The sequence below is a fragment of the Zavarzinia marina genome (genome assembly GCF_021568905.1).
Taxonomy (GTDB): Bacteria; Pseudomonadota; Alphaproteobacteria; order Zavarziniales; family Zavarziniaceae; genus Zavarzinia; species Zavarzinia marina.
Genome location: NZ_JAKGSB010000002.1, coordinates 184881 through 200705, shown reverse-complemented (window position 1 = coordinate 200705; position 15825 = coordinate 184881). Strand labels below are relative to the sequence as shown.

Below are 15825 nucleotides of genomic sequence, written 5' to 3'. Positions count from 1 at the left end.
TCCCTCGCCACCGGTCCCGGTCAAACGGCCTTGGACGTCCGTCCATGATGCGCGGCACCCTGGCGGCGGGTCACAAGGACACAGAGCGCGATGGCGACGAGTCCAATCACCACCGAATACAGGAAGAATGTTACATATCCAGCACCGAGGGCCGCTGCCGATGTCCCCACTTTGGCCGCACCCTCGGCGAAGGCCTGGGGTGGCAGGCGGTCGAACAGGGGCAGGAACAGGGCGGGCATGCCGCCGCCGTCCGCCGCCGCCCGCGCCGCACCCTCGACGATGCGCCCCGACTGGGACGCGATCAGCTTGCCCGGCAGGGCATAGAGCGACGAGAACAAGGCATATTGGGTGGCCGTGAAACCGGCCGAGGTCAGGCCCGACATATAGGCGATCAGGCAGGTGCCCGAGAAGCCGGACGCCAGATTGTCGATGCCGATGGCGACGAAGAGGGCCGGCAGCCAGGGCCCTTCCATGGCCAGCCAGGCGAAGGCGAGGTTGGAGACGGGGCCGGCGAAGGCGCCGATCATCAAGGCCCGCAACAGGCCCAGCCGCGCCACCGCCCAGCCCCCCAGAAAGACCCCGGCCATGGTCATGATCATGCCGAAGAGCTTTCGCACCTCCGCCACCTCGGTCTTGGAAAAGCCGAGGTCGAGGTAGAAGGGGTTCATGATGTTCAGCACGAAATCCGACAGGCGATAGACGCAGATCAGGGCCAGGATCGGCACCGCCAGCGCGCCGAAACTGCGAAAGAAGGCGCCGAGCGGGGCGCCGAAGGCCTGGACCAGCGCCAGCCCCGGGCGCGTGCGCCGGCCGGGCAGCGGCCAGCAGGCGGCGACCAGCAGCAACAGCCCCAGGATGACCGCGCCGAATTGCAGGAAAGCCCCCTCCGGCGCCTGCCGCCACAGGGGCACGAGGCCCAGCGCGTCGTCGGATAGCGTCAGCCACGTCAGGGTGAAGGGATTGCCCGACAGCCCGGCGCCCAGGATCAGGGCCGCGATCGCCAGGACCAGCGCCCGTCCGCCCCATTCCGCCGCTTCCGCCAGGGGCCGCGGCGGCGGGCCGGGCCGCCGGGCGAGGACGGGGCGGGCCTTTTCGGCCGGGGCCAGCAGCACGGCGCCCATGCCGACGGCCATCAGGAAGGCCATGGCGGCATAGGAGAAATTCCAGTTCACCCATTCGGCCAGCGCCAGGGAGGCGCCGCCGGCGACGAGGCCGGCGATCCGATAGCCCCATTGATAGGCGGCGGCCATGGCGCCCTGACGGCTGTCGTCCACCGCCTCGATGCGCCAGGCGTCGATCACGATGTCCTGGGTGGCGCCCGAAAAGCCGACGAAGACGGCGAAGGCGGCGGTCAGCGCCAGATTGCCGGCGGGCGAGCCGCCGGCGATCAGCAAGAGCCCGGCGAAGACGGCGACCTGGGCCACCAGCATCCACGAGCGCCGATGCCCGACCAGGCGCGTCAGCAGCGGCACGTCGAAGCGATCGACCAGCGGCGCCCACAGGAACTTGGCGGAATAGGCCAATGTCGCCAGGGAGAAGAAGCCGATCACCGACAGCGAGACGCCGTCGTCCCGGAGCCAGGCGGACAAGGTGTCGAACACCAGCAGATTGGGCAGGCCGGCGGAAAAGCCCAGCGCCAGCATGACGATCGTGCGCCGTTCCCAATAGACCCCCAGGCCCTTGGCCGGCGGCGCCGTCTCGCTGTCGCTCATGATCCCTTCCCGATTCGAAAGCCTCACCATCCTGACCTCTCGGCCCGCCCCGAGGCGAGGAATTCATGCAGGGGGCGGGGGGCTGGGCTAGACTCGGGGGAATCGGAATCGCGCGATGCGCCTCTCATACGCGTCGTCCCATACGCGTCGCCCCGGCGTAGGCCGGGGCCCTTCGACGAAAGTGCTCGAAGCGGATGGAGATCCCGGCCTTCGCCGGGATGACGAGTCTGGGGGGCGGGCTTAGGGAAGACAGGCAATGCCAGGTGATATGACGATCCTGTTGGGGCTGGCGATCGGCGGCGTGGTCGGCGCCCTGCTGGCGTGGCTGGCGCTGCGCGGTGGCGTGGCGCGGGCGGCGGCGGCGGGCGCGGTCGAGCGCGCCACCCTGGACGAGCGGGTACGGGCCCTGTCAGACGAAAAGGCGGGTCTGCTGGCGGATCTCGCCAGCACCGGCGAGATCTTGCGCGAGCATCAGGCGCAAACCGCGATCGACAAGGCGGCGCTGGCCGACCTGAAGGCCCGGCTCGAAGCCGAACGGGCCCAGGCCCAGGAGAAGCTGGCCCTGCTGAGCGAGGCGCGGGAGAGCCTGTCGAACCAGTTCAAGACCCTGGCGAACGACATCCTGGAAGAGAAATCGAAGAAATTCACCGACCAGAACCAGACCAACCTCGGGCAATTGCTGGAACCCCTGAAGCTGCGCATCAACGAATTCCAGGGCAAGGTCGAGCAGGTCTACGTGCAGGAGGGCAAGGATCGCAGCGCGCTGGCCGAACAGGTACGCCAGCTCATGGAATTGAACCAGTCCCTGAGCAAGGAGGCGAAGAACCTGACCCAGGCCCTCAAGGGATCCAGCAAGACACAGGGCAATTGGGGCGAGCTGATCCTGGAACGGGTGCTGGAACAGTCCGGCCTGCGCAAGGGCCATGAATACGATGTCCAGGAAAGCCACACGCGGGAGGACGGCAGCCGCGCCCAGCCCGACGTGGTGATCCGGCTGCCCGAGGGGCGCAACCTGGTGGTCGATGCCAAGGTTTCTCTCCTCGCCTACGAGGAATTCGCGCTGGCCGAGAGCGAGGACGCGCGGGCAGCGGCGGCGCGGCGCCACATCGAGTCCGTGCGCAACCACATCAAGGGTCTGTCGGCGCGGAACTATCAGGATCTCTATGGCCTGAAATCCCTCGACTTTGTCCTGATGTTCGTGCCGATCGAACCCGCCTTCATGCTGGCGGTCACCCACGAGCGCGACCTTTTCATGGAGGCCTGGGACAAGAGCGTGCTGCTGGTCAGCCCCTCGACCCTGCTGTTCGTGGTGCGCACCGTCGCCCATCTGTGGCGCCAGGAAGCGCAGAGCCGCAATGCCCAGGAAATCGCCCGGCGCGGCGGCGAACTCTACGACCGTCTCGCCGGCTTCGTCGCCGATCTCGAGAAGGTCGGCAACGGTATCCGCTCGGCGCAGAAGAGCTACGATGACGCCTATGCGAAGCTCAGCACCAACAAGGGCAACGTCATCCGCCAGGCCGAGATGCTGAAAACCCTGGGCGTGAAACCCAGCAAGTCGCTGCCCCCCGCCATGGTCGAAGTGGCGATCGAGCCGGACGGCGACTGATCAGCCGAAACGCCCCGTGACATAGGCGGCGCAAAGCTCGGTCTTCGGGCGGATGAAGATGTCTTCCGTATCGCCCACCTCGATCAGCTCGCCGAGGTGGAAATAGGCCGTGCGCTGGGCCACCCGCGCCGCCTGCTGCAGGTTGTGGGTGATGATGACGATGGCGACATGCTTTCGCAGGTCCTCCATCAATTCCTCGACATGGGCGGTGGCGATGGGATCGAGGGCGGAACAGGGCTCGTCCATCAGGATGACGTCCGGCTCGGTCGACAGCGCGCGGGCGATGCACAGGCGCTGCTGCTGGCCGCCCGACAGGCTGGTGCCGGGATCGTGCAGGATGTCCTTCACCTCGTCCCACAGATTGGCGCGCTTGAGGCAGCGCTCGACATGGGCTTCGGTCTCGGCATGGCCGAAGACCAGACCGTGGATGCGGGCGCCATAGGCGACATTCTCGTGGATCGACCAGGGGAAGGGATTGGGTGCCTGGGCGACCCAGCCGAAGCGGGCGCGGAAACGGTCGATCTCGATCTCGGGATCGAAGATGGTCTTGCCGTCGAGGTCGATCTCGCCGGTCAGGCGAAAGCCCGGGATGGTTTCGTTGATGCGGTTGAAGCTGCGCAGCAAGGTGGACTTGCCGCAGCCGGAAGGGCCGATGAAGGCCGTCGTCTCCCGGTCATGGATGTCGAGCGTGATGCCGTAGAGCGCCTGCTTGTCGCCATACCAGGCATCGACGTCACGCACGGAGAGTTTCACCGGCAGGCCATCGTGGTGATGGGCGTCGCCGAATTTGGTGGGGGCATGTCCGATCGCGTTCATGGGCCCATGATCGCAGCTCCGCCCGCCCTGTCATTGAGCCGGATCATACTTTGAATTGTAACATTCCGCGCCCGCAACGGAGAATGTTACCGTTTGAACCTCAGGGCAGGTAGCTGGCGGGCAATCCGTTCTCGTAATAGGGCAGGCGCACCCGGCGCGGGCTGTAGCTGCCGTCGGCCGTCACCTTCTTCAGATGGGCGGCGATCTCTTCCATGGTGGCGAACCAGACGTCGCCCTTTTCCCGCATGGTCTCGATCATGGCGGCGATCGCATCCATGCGGGCCGGACGGCCGCTGACCCAGGGATGCCAGACAGCGACCCAGAGGCCGCCGTGGCGCCACGCACTCTCGAAATCCGCCATATAGACGGCCGTCGCCTCGGCCGGGGCGCGCACGGTCATCATATAGGCGAAGTTCGGTTCGTGGACATATTGCGGCCAATCGTCCAGCGACCAGTGCGACGGGATTTCGACGAAGCTGCCGCCCTCGGCGTCGACCATATGGGGCACGTCGTCGGACATCAGGGTGGCGTCATAGAGAAAGCCGTATTTGACCAGGAGGGCGGCGGTATGGCGCGAGAAATTATAGATCGGCGCGCGGAAGCCGCGCGGCTTCCGGCCCGTCATGCGTTCGATGGTCTCGACCGCGCGGGCGAAGAATGCCTCCTGCTGGTCGAAGGGCATCTGATTGTAATTCTCGTGGATATAGCCGTGGTGGGCGATCTCGTGACCGTCCTTCAGGATCGCCTCGACCAGATGGGGGTAGGTCTCCATGCACCAGGCCGGATAGAAGAAGGTCTGCTTCAGGCCCATGTCGCGATAGAGGCGCAGGATGCGGGGCACCGCGATCTCGTCGTAGCGCAGCCAGGAATTGGTGGTGACGAGATCCGGCGCCTTGTCCCGATGATCGAGATGCAGGCCGGCATCGGTGTCGATGTCGAAGGTATAGGCGACGGCGCAGCGCGCGCCATTCGGCCAGGGCACGGGGTTCTCGATCATCTGAAACTCCTCAGCCGATGAAACTGCCGCGATCGACGTTGAAGGCCTGACCGGTGATGTCGCCGGCGCCGTCGGACGCGAGGAAGAGATAGGTCGGCGCCACCGCGTCGGGCGGCATCATGCCCGGGATCGGCTGGTCGCCCAGATAGCGGGCGATCAGGTCGGACACGGGCATGCCCAGATCCGCCGCCTCCGCACGGATGGTCCACATGGCGCCCTCGGTCGTGACCCAGCCGGGGCAGACGGCATTGACCGTGATGCCGAGCGGGCCCAGCTCCATGGCGAGCGAACGCATGAAGCCGGCGACCGCATGTTTCGAGGCGGCATAGCCGGAAAAGCCGGCGGCCCCGGTCTTGCCCCAGATCGAGGAGGTGACGATGATCCGCCCGCCCCGCGACATTAGGGGCAGGGCGGCCCGCGTGACGTGATAGGTGCCGAGCACATTGACCGCGATGCAGCGCTCGAAATCGGCGTCGCTGGCGTCCGTCGCCCCGATCAGCGGCGTCATCGGCTGATAGCCCGCGTTGTTGATCAGCACGTCGATCGCCGGCAGGGCGCCGATGGCGTCATGGACGGCGGCACGGTCGGCGATGTCGCAGCGAAGGGCGCGGACGGGGCGGCCGAAATCATCGACCAGCGCCGTCGCCGCCGCCTCGATCGCCTCCGTCTCGGCCAGGATGGTCAGGGCGGCGCCGGCCGCGGCGAAGGCGCGGGCGACGGCAAAGCCGATGCCCATGCTCGCGCCGGTGATCACGACATGGCGGCCGGTGAAGTCGAAGGCGCTCATCTCTCTCAGCCTCGGTAACGGGTCAGGCGCAGGGCGATCAGACTGGTGCCGACGGTGGCGACCAGGACCAGGGCGCCGAGGGCGTTGATGCTGGGGTCCAGCGCCTTTCGCAGCATGCCCCAGATCATGGTCGGCAGGGTCATGCCGCCGCCGATGGTGAAATAGGTGATGATGAAATCGTCCAGCGAGACGGCCATGGCCATCAGGGTGGCGCCGATCAGGGTCGGCCGGATGATGGGCAGGATCACGGTGCGGAAGATGGTCCACGGCCCGGCGCCGAGATCGCGGGCACTGTCGACCACGGCCATGTTGAAGCTGGCCATCTGGGCATGGACCACCAGGATCACGAAGGGCTGGGTGAAGACCACATGGCTGGGGATCACGGTGCCGAGGCCGAGCGGCAGGCCGAGCGACGAATAGCCTGTGGCGAGCGCCAGCGCGAGAACGAGGGGCGGCAGCATGATCGGCAGGGTGATCACGCCGATCAGGGCATTGGCCAGCGCGGGGCGCGTCCGTGCCAGGGTCATCGCCGCCGCCGTGCCGACGACCATGGAGACGAGGCCGACGGTCAGTGTGACGATGGCGCTGTTGCCGAGCGCCTTCCAGAAATCCGGATCGTCGAACAGCACGCCGTACCAGTGCAGGGTGGCGCCGCCCGCCGGGAAGGTGGCGTTCTGATTTTCCGCGAAGGAGAAGAACACCACGAGGGCCAGCGGCGAGAGCAGGAACACCAGCGCCAGAACGCCGAAGCCGGTCCACAGCAGATTGCCGCGCCCCGGCATCTCAATGCCCCCATTTGGGCGTGAAGACGCGCTTCAGCAGCCAGTTCACGAAAAGGAGGACGAGGGCGCAGGCAAGCAGCGTCGAAAAGGCCAGCGCCGCGCCCATGGGGGCGTTCATGCGGCCGATGAACAGATTCTCGATGAAATTGCCGACCATGAAGGTCTCGGTGCCGCCCACCAGGCGGGGCGTGACATAGTCGCCGGCCGGGATCAGGAACGACAGGGTGAAGGCGGCGAAGAGGCTGGTGCGGCACTGTGGGAGAACGATGTCCTTGGTGATGCGCCAGGGCCCAGCGCCCAGGTCGCGCGCGGCTTCCAGCGGCGCCTCCGAAATGCCGCGCAGCCCGGCCAGGATCGGCAGCAGGGCGAAGGGCAGCATGAAATGAACCAGGGTCAGGATGACGGCGGTCGGGCTGTACAGCAGCCATTCGATCGGCTGGTCGATCAGGCCGAGGGTGATGAGCAGCAGGTTGACGCTGCCCTGGGCACCCAGCATGGCCTTCCAGGCGTAGATCTTCACCAGATAGCCGCCGAATAATGTGGCCAGCGCCGAGAGCAGGATGACCTGCCCGAACAGGCCGGAGCGGAAACGGATCAGATAGGCGATGGCGAAGGCAAGCAGGGTGGTGATGCAGGCGATCACGAAGGCGATGACGATGGTGAAGACCAGCGCATGAAGATAGTCGCCATAGACGTTCTGGTAATTGGCGAAGGTGAAATCCGGCGTCAGGCGATAGCGCCGGATGCGCCAGAAGGTCACCACCAGCAGATAGGCCATGGGCAGTGCGAAAAAGACGCCGAAGACCGCGAAGGCCGGCGTCAGCCCCATTATGCGCTTTCGATCCGCCGTCACGGCGCCACCACGCTGCAGGCGGCCGGCGGCAGGCCCAGGCGGACGGCATCGCCGACCCCGGGCAGGGGCGCGGCATCGGCGCCCGACGGGCGATGCACGATCACCTGAGTGCCATCGGCCAGGGTCACGGTCAGGCGCTGATAGGGGCCCATGAAGCGGCATTCGGCGAGCGTGCCGTCGAGGCCGATGGGACAGGTAGCGTCCAGGGTCACGTCGTCGGGCCTTATGACCACCAGCACGTCGCCGTCCACGCCCGGCGCCGGCAGGCGGCCGCCGCCGATCGCCACCTCGGCGCCCACGCGCCTCGCGGGCAGCATGTTGGCGTCGCCGACGAAGGAGGCGACGAAACGGCTGGCCGGCCTGCGGTAGACGTCTTCCGGCGTGCCCTGCTGGACGATCCGTCCCGCCTCCATGATCACGATCCGGTTGGCGAGGTCGATCGCCTCCCCCTGGTCGTGGGTGACGAAGATGAAGGTGCCGCCGATCGCCTTGTGCAGGGCCTTCAATTCGTCCTGCATCGCCTTTCTGAGCTTGAGGTCGAGGGCGGCCAGCGGCTCGTCGAGGAGGAGGATGGCAGGCCGCATGACGAGGGCGCGGGCCAGCGCCACGCGCTGCTGCTGGCCGCCGGAAAGTGCGGCGGGCAGGCGGTCCGCCACCGCGTTCAGGTGGACGAGGTTCAGCATGCGGACGACGTCGAGATCGATCTGTTCCGGGTCGCGCCCGGCGATCTTCGGGCCATAGCCGATGTTCTGCGCCACGGTCATATGGGGGAACAGGCCATAGCCCTGGAACACCATGTTGGTGTTGCGCTTCTCGGGGCCGAGGGCGGTGACGTCCCGCCCCTCGATCTCCACCCGGCCCGTGGTCGGCGGCAGAAAGCCGCCGATCATGCGCAGCAGGGTGGTCTTGCCACAGCCCGACGGGCCGAGCAGGGCGAGGAAGTCGCCCCGCCCGACCTCGAGGTCGAGCGGGTGCACCGCGGTCACGTCGCGATAGGTCTTCGAGATAGTGTCGAGGCGAAGGAGGGGACCGCTCATGGTTCTGGATAGTCGGGGGGCTTGAACGGTCAGGCCTTCAGCACCTTTTCCCAGGCTTCCTGGTAATCGTCCCAGATCGCCAGATCGCCTTCCTCGTCCAGCGGATACATCTGCATGATCAGGGTCTTGCCGTTGAAGTAACCTTCAAGATCATTGTAGTCGTAGATCGCCTTGCTGGCTGGGCCGGCCTTCTCCATCGCTTCGGCGGTGACGACGGGCATCGAATTGAGGTCGGCGCCGGCGAGCTGGCCCTGGAGCGACAGGGCATTGTCGATCAGGGCATAGGCGTCGGCCGATTTGGACGAACCCTTGCCGATGCCGTAGCCTTCGATGAAGCCGAAGCTGCCTTCCTTCGGATAGGCGATCTTCACCGTCTCGCCATCGCCGATCCAGGCGGAGAGCGGCTCCCACCCCTGCGAGATGACGATCTCCTTGTTGACGTACATGTTGATCAGGTCGCCGTAACTCGGCGCGATCGCCTTCAGGTGGTTCTTCTTCAGGTCGATCATCAGTTCCGTGGTCTTGGCCAGTTCGTCGCGGGTCATGCGGTGCGGGTTGGCGATGCCCAGCACGCGGGCCATGGCGAAGATATTGCCCTGATAATCGGCGGTGATCGCCGCCTTGCCCTTGTATTCGGGCTTCATCAGGTCGGCCCAGGAGGTCGGCGCCGGGATCTCCTTCGAATCATAGACCATGCACAGCGAGCCATAGGTGAAGGGACAGGCGTACCAGGTGCCGTCCTGGCTCATGTTGCTTTCGGCATACTGCTTGATGGTCGGGTGGATCTTCTCGAAGTTGGGGATCTGCGCGAGGTCGAGCGGGGCGAGCAGCCCTTCCTCCGCCAGGAAGTCGTCATTGACGAAATAGGGCGTGCAGACGTCGACCGCGCTCGAATCCAGGCGCAGCTTGGTGATGATCTCGTCGGTCGAGGAGATCAGGGTCTTCTGGAAGGTATAGCCCTTGGCTTCGTCGAAGCCGCCGCCGACGAGGAAGCTGTCATAGCCTTCCCAGCCGACGAAATTGATGTCGGTCGCGGCCCGCGCCTTGCCCATGCCGCCGAGGCCGAGCATGCCGGCCGCGCCGACGGCCGCGGCCCCGCGCAGCATGTCGCGTCGGTTCATTTCGAAGTAGCGGCGGACACGGATGATTTCACCATTGCTGCTCATGACGATCTTCCTTCGAAAAGCTGAAACGGGACGATATGCGCGCGCGGATCGGGCGCCATGGGGGTTTGTGCCTGCGGGCCGAAGCCTCCGTGGATTGGAACGATCACAAATCATGAAGTCGATTTGTGCGGTGCAATAGGTGCGATGTGTCGATGGAGGGCATAGATGAAATCTATGGCCGGGGCGCGATCGGCCGTATCAGTCGCGGACCCAGACGGTGTCGTCGCCATAGGCCGCCTCGCCGCCGGGCCGGGCGGCCAGCGCCAGCCACAGGCGGCGCTGGAAGCCGAGATAGGTCATGCTGTTGGGGGCGATGCCGTTGCCGTCGAAGATTTCGCGGTGCAGTTGCGGCAGGCGGTGGAACGGCACGCCGGGGAAGGCGTGATGGGCGGTGTGATACTGCATGTTCCAGCAGATCAGGCGCATCAGGGCGTTGGTGCGCGTCGTCCGCGTGTTCACCAGGATGTTCTGTTCGTGGGACAGGCCCAGATGCTCGATCGTGTTCTGCATCTGGTGCACGCATTTGGTCAGCAGCAGGGGCGCCAGCCAATAGGTGACGGCGGCCCAGCTCTGGAACGCGACCGAGGCGGCGGCGATCAGCAGATAGCCCAGAAGATGGAGCCGCGCCTCCAGGATCAGGTCGGTGCGCCGGGTCTCCGGCACATAGGGCTCGGTCACGCGGCCGGCGGCCATGCGCAGGATGCGGGTGATCCGGGCATACCAATAGGACGGCCCGAAGAACCACATCAGGTAGGAGAACAGCGTATAGCGTGCCCGCACCAGCTCACCGTCCTTCGCCCAGTCCTGGGTATGGCGGTGATGGGCGGTGTGCTGGACCAGGTCGAAATCGCGGGGGTAGATCATCAGGAAGCCGATGATCCGCCCGAAGATCTCGTTCAGCGGCCTTGTCTTGAACACGGTCCAGTGGCTGAACTCGTGCTGCCCGGCATAGAGGAAATTCAGGAGGATGCCGTGGACGATGAAGACCGGCACCGCCGCCCAGGTGCCGAGTGTCAGGTGGAGCAGCCAGCCGCTTGCCCCGATCGCCGCGAAATGCCCGCCGAGCTGCAGCCAGCCCCTCAGGTCCGATCGGGCGCTGAGGCCATGCAGGCGGTCGGGCTTGATCAGATTGGTCCTGACGAAGACCTCTTCCATGGCGCGGCCCTTTTTTAAGCGTTCACATGTGGAAAACGATCCCCCTTGTGCGCCGCCGCACAGATATCGTCGCGCATATGTTCAGTTTAGCGAACGGCAAAGCGAATGGCCCCGGCGCTCGTCGCGCCGGGGATGCGTCACAGCTTGTTGGCGGCCACGCGCTGCTGAAGGTAGTCGTGGGCCGAAATCGGGGCGTATTTGCCGGCAGGCCCCTCGATGATCGCGTTGCGGTTGGCCTGGGCGAAGAACGGCAGGGAATAGCGCGGGCCCAGATACTCGTCCGAGCGCGGCATGCGAACCCTGTGCAGGGTGGACAGGAGCCTGTCGTCGCTCCAGCGCATCAGCATGTCGCCGATGTTGCAGGTGATGACGCCGGGCAGTGGCTCGACGTCGGTCCAGGCGATGTCGCCGGTGCCTTCCTTGCCGGGGCAGAGCTGCAGTCCGCCCTGTCCGGGGCGCTGATGCAGCAGGGTCAGACAGTCGAAATCCGTGTGGGCGCCGGCGCGCCAGCCCTCGAAATCGGCCGGCTTGGCATTGTCCATGGGCAGGTAGTGCAGCAGGCGCAGGGTGCTCTGGTAGTCCGCCGACAGAGGATCGTGCATTTCGGTGAAGAAATCCTCCGCGAAGCCGAGCTTCAGCGCGAAACACGACAGCACCCGCATCGCGAGCGCCCAATTGGCGCGCTCGAAATGCAGCATGGCCGCCTTGAAGCCCGCCAGTTCCTCGCCCGTGGGCCACAGGCCTTCCATGGCGGTCAGCGTGATCTGGTAGGATTCCTTGCAGTCGGCGGTGCCGGTGGAGGGGCGGATCTGGGCCATGTATTCCCAGCCGGCATTTGTGCCCTTCCGCAGGGCGTGGCGCATCTTCGCGTCGCGGGGCAAGGCGAAATAGCGCTCCGCCAAGGCGAAGACGGTGTCGATCTGTTCCTGTGGAATGCCGTGGTTGATCAGTTGAAAGAAGCCGACCTCGGTCGCCGCCGCCCAAAGCGCATCGGCGATCTCGGCCTTGCGGTACTCGAAGTCGCCGAGGTCGATGCGCGGCACCTGCCGTGCGACGGTGACGCCGACACCGCCGATGGTCTTTTCCTTGTTCAGTTCGGCGAGACCGTATTCGTGGGACGTCATGGGAATCTCCTGGGAAGATTGTCCGCCCCGGCACCGTGCCCGCGGCTCACGTGTCGTCGAGGTAACGTCGGATCATGCTGCGGTTCCAGCATCTATTTTGGGCATTGATGTTGCCCGTGGCGCAACGCCGTGGCTTCGCCCGCATGTTGCAAAAAAGGCATCGCACTTGGCGATTGTTGGCGCTTGTTGCGTCTGGAGGCGCGGCTACAGTCGACGCATGTCCGCTCATCGAGGAGCAAGAAGGTCGATGCCCCCAGCGCCAGCCACCCAACCCGTCATACGCTTCGACGGCGTCAGCCAAGTCTTTCCGGTCCGTCACGGCAGTCCCGTCACCGCCCTGGAAGGGCTCGATTTCACGGTCGCCCGCAACGAGTTCCTGGCGGTGCTGGGCCCATCGGGTTGCGGCAAATCCACCCTGCTGCGGCAGATTTCGGGCCTGCTGCGCCCCAGCAAGGGCAGCGTTTCGGTTTTCGGCCAGTCCGTGACCGAGCCGCCGGACGGCGTCGGCATTGTATTTCAGAAGCCGAATCTGCTTCCCTGGTACAATGTCCGCGACAACGTTACTTTCCCCATGCGCCACAAGTATGGTTACGTGGGTAAAGACGACCGCCGGCGTGCGGACGAGCTGCTGGAGATGATCGGCCTCGCCGATTTCGCCGCCCGCCGCCCGGACGAACTCTCGGGCGGCATGCAGCAGCGCGTCGCAATCGCCCGCGCCCTGCTGCTCGATCCCGACATTCTCCTGATGGACGAGCCTTTCTCGGCCCTCGACGCGCTGACCCGCGACGAGATGAGTTTCGAGTTGCTGCGGATCTGGCAGGAACGCCCGAAGACCGTGATCTTCATCACCCATTCGATTCCGGAGGCCGTGCTGCTGTCCGACCGCATCATCGTCATGGCGCCGCGACCCGGCCGCGTGCGCGAGATCATCAATGTCGACCTGCCGCGCCCGCGAACCATCGACACTTTCTCCGCGCATCGGTTCAGCGCCCTCGCGAATCACATTCGCGACCAACTCTTCACCATCAAGCCGAAGGTCTGACGCCATGTCCCGCACCGACGCCCGGCCGCGCCCGGCGGTCTTTCTGCTGCGCTGGTTCGATGCCGCGATGCCCGTGCTCACCTTCGTCGTCCTGGTATTGTTCTGGGAAGCCGTGGTCCGCGTGTTCTCGATCCCGGCTTTCCTGCTGCCCGCGCCCAGCGCCATCTTGTCGTCCATGGTTTCGGTCGACGTCGGCCAATGGGCTAAACACGTCTGGGCCACGCTGCGGGTCGCATTGATGGGCTACGTCCTGGCGATCCTGGTGTCCGTTCCCCTGGCGGTCGCCCTCGCGACTTCGCGGTCGATGTCGCGTTCCCTCTACCCGTTGCTGGTCGTCGTCCAGTCGATGCCTGTCGTCGCGATCGCGCCGATCATCGTCGTCAGCCTTGGGGCCGGGGACCTGCCCCGCGTGCTGATCGCCTTCCTGATCACCTTCTTCCCGATCGTCGTTTCCACGACCACGGGCCTGATGGCCACGCCGCCCGAACTGATCGAACTGTCGCGCTCGCTTCGTGCCGGTCGCTCTCGCGAGATCTGGCACATCCGTCTGCCGTATGCGATGCCGCACGTCTTCTCGGCGCTGCGCATCTGCACCACCCTGTCCTTGATCGGCGCCGTGGTGGCGGAATTCGTCACGGCGGACAAGGGTCTCGGCTACTACATCAGCTTCTCCACGTCCAACCTCAGGATGGATGCCGCTTTCGCCGGGCTCGCCCTGATGGTGACCCTGAGTCTCGGCTTCTTCCGCCTGATCGATCTCGTGCAGCGGGTCCTGGCGCCGTGGTCCCGCGTGAAGGGATGATCCGTCTTGCCAAGAATGCCGCCGCCCGGCACAACAAGGGCTGATCGGGGCTGGCGATGCTGCATTCGAGGATGCTGAAATATCTGGACGAGGTGGTACGGAGCGGTTCCATCCGCCGCGCGGCCGAGAAACTGCACGTCGCTTCATCCTCGATCAATCGCCAGATCATCGAATTGGAGGCCGAGATGGGGACGCCGCTGTTCGAGCGTCTGCCCCGCCGGCTCCGCTTGACGGCGGCGGGTGAGATCCTGATCACCCATATCCGGCGAACGCTTCGCGACCACGAGCGGACGCACTTCCGCATCAAGGAACTCGGCGGCATCGGTCGCGGCACGGTTCGCATCGCCACCATGAACGGGCTCGCCAGCGGCCTGATGAGCAACATGTGCAGCGATTTCATGGCGGAATTTCCGGGGGTTCGTTTCGAGATCCGCAGTCTGACGGCGCGGGAGATCGTCACCGCCGTCGAGGACGGCGAAGTCGATTTCGGACTGGGCTACAACTTGGTGCCGGGCGCCAAGCATCGCATCGTCGAGGTGTTCGAGACCGCGCTCGTCGTCGTTGCCGCCGCCGGCCACCCGCTCGCCCAGAAACCGCTCGTTCGCCTGTCGGACCTGGAGGGGCACGCGCTGGTGCTTTCCGATCCGTCGCTCACAATCCGCAAGATCGTGGACGAAGCCTGCGCCCGCTCGCAGGTCGTGCTGCGGCCTCGTTTCGAGACCAATTCGGTCCAGATGATGAAATTCATGGTCCATCGCGGGGGGGCGGTAACCTTCCTGTCGCCGCCCGACATCGACGGTGAATGCCGTGCTGGCATCTTCGTGGCACTGCACCTGCGTGACCGCATGGCATCCAATCCCCTGCTCTTGATCGAACGCGGGGCCGCTGCGGCCAGCCCTTCTTCCGCCGTTTTTGCAAGCCGGCTCCAAGCGCGGCTGCGTCAGCTCACGGGGCCAGCGGCGCGGTCCTAGCGCGTCACGGCATCAGGTCGGCCAATCGACGGCGGGCCTGTTCGATGAAGAGCGTGACGGCGAAATTCAGCACCGCGCCCTCGCGCTGAACGATCGAGAGGGTCTGACTGTCGACCGAAGCGTCGGTCAGCGGCAGATAGACGAGGCGCCCGGCAGCCGTCTCCTCGACCACGTCCGCGGGACTTAGGAACGTCACGGTTTCGCCGTCGATCAGGGAACGTTTGATGAGCTCGATGGAATTGGTGTCGATGACCGGCGTCAATTCGGACCGGCTCCGCGCCGCCGCGAAGTGAATCAGGCGGCGCACGGCGCTGCTGCCGTCCGCGAGCACGATCGGGTGAACGGCGCAATCGGCGAGACGGACACCGGCCCGCCGGGCCAGCGGGTGGTGAGGATCGACCACGGCGCCGAGGCGGACTTCCAGGCTGTCGACCACGGTCAGGCGAGGATCGTCGGGCAGGTTGTAACCGATGCCGACGTCGGCTTCGCCCGCCTTCAGGGTCGCCACCAGTTCCGCCGCGACCATGGACTGCACAGTGAAACGGACCTGTGGGAAACGTCCCGCGAATTCCATCACCGCGTGGGGCACGAAGCCGCCGACGGGACCGTTCATGGTCGCGATTCGCACCTGGCCGCTGCCGGGCGATTTCAGATCCTCGATCCGAGCCAGAGCCCGATCGTGTTCCTTCAGGGTCTGACGCACATGGGCCATCAGGATCTCGCCCGCGGCCGTCAGGCGCAGGTGGCCCGGCAGATGTTCGAACAGGGGCGAGCCCAGTTCCCGCTCCAGTTCGGCGATCTGACGGCTGATGGAGGATGCGGCGATGCCGAGGCGCGCCGCTGCCTTCCGGATCGAGCCGGCTCGAACCGCCGTGTCGAGATAGGTCAGGATGCGGGCATGCAGCACGGCGACGCTCCCAGGCGATGGCGTTCTCTTTTTTGCACCGCACAGGGCGGAATTCAACGCTTCTGGAT

At 65.7% G+C, this 15825-nt stretch carries 15 protein-coding genes; 4 read left to right on the top strand and 11 right to left on the bottom strand.

All coding sequences use genetic code 11. The features are described from left to right. Positions 1 to 20: 20 nt before the first annotated feature. Entirely contained in the window at positions 21 to 1712 is a 1692-nt protein-coding gene (locus L2U69_RS06740; RefSeq protein WP_236106026.1) for an AmpG family muropeptide MFS transporter, read from the bottom strand. A 256-nt stretch (positions 1713 to 1968) separates the two neighbouring features. On the opposite strand from L2U69_RS06740, the gene L2U69_RS06735 reads away from it, so the two are divergent. After that, positions 1969 to 3318: a DNA recombination protein RmuC gene (locus L2U69_RS06735; RefSeq protein ID WP_236106025.1), complete on the top strand. Its 1350-nt coding sequence runs from the start codon at positions 1969 to 1971 to the stop codon at positions 3316 to 3318. On the opposite strand, the gene L2U69_RS06730 is transcribed toward L2U69_RS06735, so the two are convergent. The 9 genes from L2U69_RS06730 to L2U69_RS06690 form a co-directional block, all read right to left on the bottom strand. Continuing rightward, the gene (locus L2U69_RS06730) at positions 3319 to 4134 is read right to left on the bottom strand and encodes a phosphate ABC transporter ATP-binding protein (protein WP_236106024.1); all 816 of its coding nucleotides are present in this window, start codon (positions 4132 to 4134) and stop codon (positions 3319 to 3321) included. It lies immediately after the preceding gene. A gap of 100 nt (positions 4135 to 4234) precedes the next feature. Then, a complete protein-coding gene (locus L2U69_RS06725) occupies positions 4235 to 5131 on the bottom strand; it encodes a polysaccharide deacetylase family protein (protein ID WP_236106023.1) in 897 nt (298 codons plus the stop codon). Positions 5132 to 5141: 10 nt separating this feature from the next. Further along, entirely contained in the window at positions 5142 to 5918 is a 777-nt protein-coding gene (locus L2U69_RS06720; RefSeq protein WP_236106022.1) for an SDR family NAD(P)-dependent oxidoreductase, read from the bottom strand. 5 nt (positions 5919 to 5923) lie between these two features. Next, complete coding sequence (locus L2U69_RS06715) at positions 5924 to 6700, bottom strand: ABC transporter permease (protein ID WP_236106021.1); 777 nt, start codon at positions 6698 to 6700, stop codon at positions 5924 to 5926. 1 nt (position 6701) lies between these two features. Continuing rightward, positions 6702 to 7529 (bottom strand): ABC transporter permease, encoded by an 828-nt coding sequence (locus L2U69_RS06710; RefSeq protein WP_236106020.1) that lies wholly within the window; start codon positions 7527 to 7529, stop codon positions 6702 to 6704. 20 nt (positions 7530 to 7549) lie between these two features. Further along, entirely contained in the window at positions 7550 to 8590 is a 1041-nt protein-coding gene (locus L2U69_RS06705) for an ABC transporter ATP-binding protein (protein WP_236106019.1), read from the bottom strand. 29 nt (positions 8591 to 8619) lie between these two features. Then, the gene (locus L2U69_RS06700) at positions 8620 to 9756 is read right to left on the bottom strand and encodes an ABC transporter substrate-binding protein (RefSeq protein ID WP_236106018.1); all 1137 of its coding nucleotides are present in this window, start codon (positions 9754 to 9756) and stop codon (positions 8620 to 8622) included. Between the two features lie 198 nt (positions 9757 to 9954). Next, positions 9955 to 10911, bottom strand: a complete 957-nt coding sequence (locus tag L2U69_RS06695) for a fatty acid desaturase (RefSeq protein WP_236106017.1) — start codon at positions 10909 to 10911, stop codon at positions 9955 to 9957. Between the two features lie 137 nt (positions 10912 to 11048). Then, on the bottom strand, positions 11049 to 12035 hold the full coding sequence (locus L2U69_RS06690) for an isopenicillin N synthase family dioxygenase (RefSeq protein ID WP_236106016.1): 987 nt from the start codon (positions 12033 to 12035) through the stop codon (positions 11049 to 11051). 247 nt (positions 12036 to 12282) lie between these two features. On the opposite strand from L2U69_RS06690, the gene L2U69_RS06685 reads away from it, so the two are divergent. The 3 genes from L2U69_RS06685 (at position 12283) to L2U69_RS06675 (ending at position 14850) form a co-directional block, all read left to right on the top strand. Next, positions 12283 to 13077 (top strand): ABC transporter ATP-binding protein, encoded by a 795-nt coding sequence (locus L2U69_RS06685; protein ID WP_236106015.1) that lies wholly within the window; start codon positions 12283 to 12285, stop codon positions 13075 to 13077. A gap of 4 nt (positions 13078 to 13081) precedes the next feature. Then, positions 13082 to 13879, top strand: a complete 798-nt coding sequence (locus tag L2U69_RS06680; RefSeq protein ID WP_236106014.1) for an ABC transporter permease — start codon at positions 13082 to 13084, stop codon at positions 13877 to 13879. 71 nt (positions 13880 to 13950) lie between these two features. Further along, positions 13951 to 14850: a LysR family transcriptional regulator gene (locus tag L2U69_RS06675; RefSeq protein ID WP_236106013.1), complete on the top strand. Its 900-nt coding sequence runs from the start codon at positions 13951 to 13953 to the stop codon at positions 14848 to 14850. 4 nt (positions 14851 to 14854) lie between these two features. On the opposite strand, the gene L2U69_RS06670 is transcribed toward L2U69_RS06675, so the two are convergent. Next, a complete protein-coding gene (locus L2U69_RS06670; RefSeq protein ID WP_236106012.1) occupies positions 14855 to 15757 on the bottom strand; it encodes a LysR family transcriptional regulator in 903 nt (300 codons plus the stop codon). Between the last annotated feature and the right edge of the window lie 68 nt (positions 15758 to 15825).